The sequence below is a fragment of the Halomonas sp. 141 genome (genome assembly GCF_002810305.1).
In the GTDB taxonomy this organism is placed as follows: Bacteria; Pseudomonadota; Gammaproteobacteria; order Pseudomonadales; family Halomonadaceae; genus Vreelandella; species Vreelandella stevensii.
The window spans coordinates 1-949 of record NZ_PINZ01000120.1; the positions used below are offsets into that span (position 1 = coordinate 1).

Annotated in this window: 3 protein-coding genes; 2 read left to right on the forward strand and 1 reads right to left on the reverse strand. The window is 57.6% G+C overall.

Annotated elements, in window-relative coordinates; translation table 11 throughout:
- Positions 1–164 (reverse strand): helix-turn-helix domain-containing protein (locus CWI66_RS17600; RefSeq protein ID WP_157808976.1); only part of this gene is annotated, 164 nt, incomplete at its 3' end.
- 207 nt (positions 165–371) lie between these two features.
- Between CWI66_RS17600 and CWI66_RS17610 the strand changes: the two genes are divergently transcribed.
- Both CWI66_RS17610 and CWI66_RS17615 read left to right on the forward strand, forming a co-directional pair.
- On the forward strand, positions 372–578 hold the full coding sequence (locus CWI66_RS17610) for a dodecin (protein ID WP_016914940.1): 207 nt from the start codon (positions 372–374) through the stop codon (positions 576–578).
- Between the two features lie 111 nt (positions 579–689).
- The coding region (locus CWI66_RS17615) for an NAD-binding protein (protein ID WP_198517617.1) at positions 690–949 on the forward strand (260 nt) is incomplete at its 3' end.

The window sequence follows — 949 nt, forward strand, 5'->3', positions numbered from 1 at the left end:
TTGAGGTCTTTCTTAGCCCGGAGCTTGGTGCCATGCCGCTTGTACTGCGTACTGATGATGTGCAGTGCCTTGTTGTACGCAAACCGCACCGCGCCGAACTGCTGATTTAAGAAATCAGCTTGTTCAGGGGTCGGGTAGAGGCGTACTTTGGTGGCTATTAACATGGCACGGTGCCGCTCAAAACTGTATTTTTATACATAATAGACAGTAAGGGGCGAAGATCAACCCCCAGCAGCGCTAGCGCGCTGCCCGCTTGTATCCCCGCCCGATTGGGCGAGGGTTTACGCGGAATTTTGCTAAGACGTGGGAAGCCTCGCCCGTCAGGGCGGGGAGCAGTCACGCAGTGAATTCATGACAAGGATGGAGAACCCATGAGTCATCACACCTACAAGCACATCGAACTTACCGGCTCTTCCGAAAAAGGTATTGAGGAAGCCGTTCAGAACGCATTGGCCAAAGCGTCCGAAAGCGTGCACAACATGCGTTGGCTGGAAGTGACCGATACGCGGGGTCACATAGAAGATGGGCGTGTTGCCCACTGGCAGGTCACGATCAAGGTCGGCTTCACGCTGGAGTAATCGTCACCTGCTTTTCGACGGCGGCTGGTTTACACTGGCCGCCGTCTTTGTTGCAGCGCACACCGCGTGCTGATAAAACGCTGGCGCTCATAACGGAACCGATGCTTAGCGATGAAAATCATCATTCTCGGCGCCGGCCAGGTCGGCGGCACCCTGGCGGAGCACCTTGCCCGCGAGGAAAACGACATCACCGTCGTCGACACCGACGGCGCCAAGCTACGCGAACTGCACACCAAGCTGGATATCCGCACGGTCACCGGCGCGGGCTCCTACCCCATCGTGCTGCGCCAGGCGGGCTGCGAAGACGCCGACATGCTGATCGCGGTGACCAACACCGACGAGATCAACATGATCGCCTGTCAGGTGGCCCA

Bases quoted from the DNA above. Each gene is read 5' to 3' on its own strand.
- CWI66_RS17610 (WP_016914940.1), top strand. From the start codon at position 372: ATGAGTCATCACACCTACAAGCACATCGAACTTACCGGCTCTTCCGAA.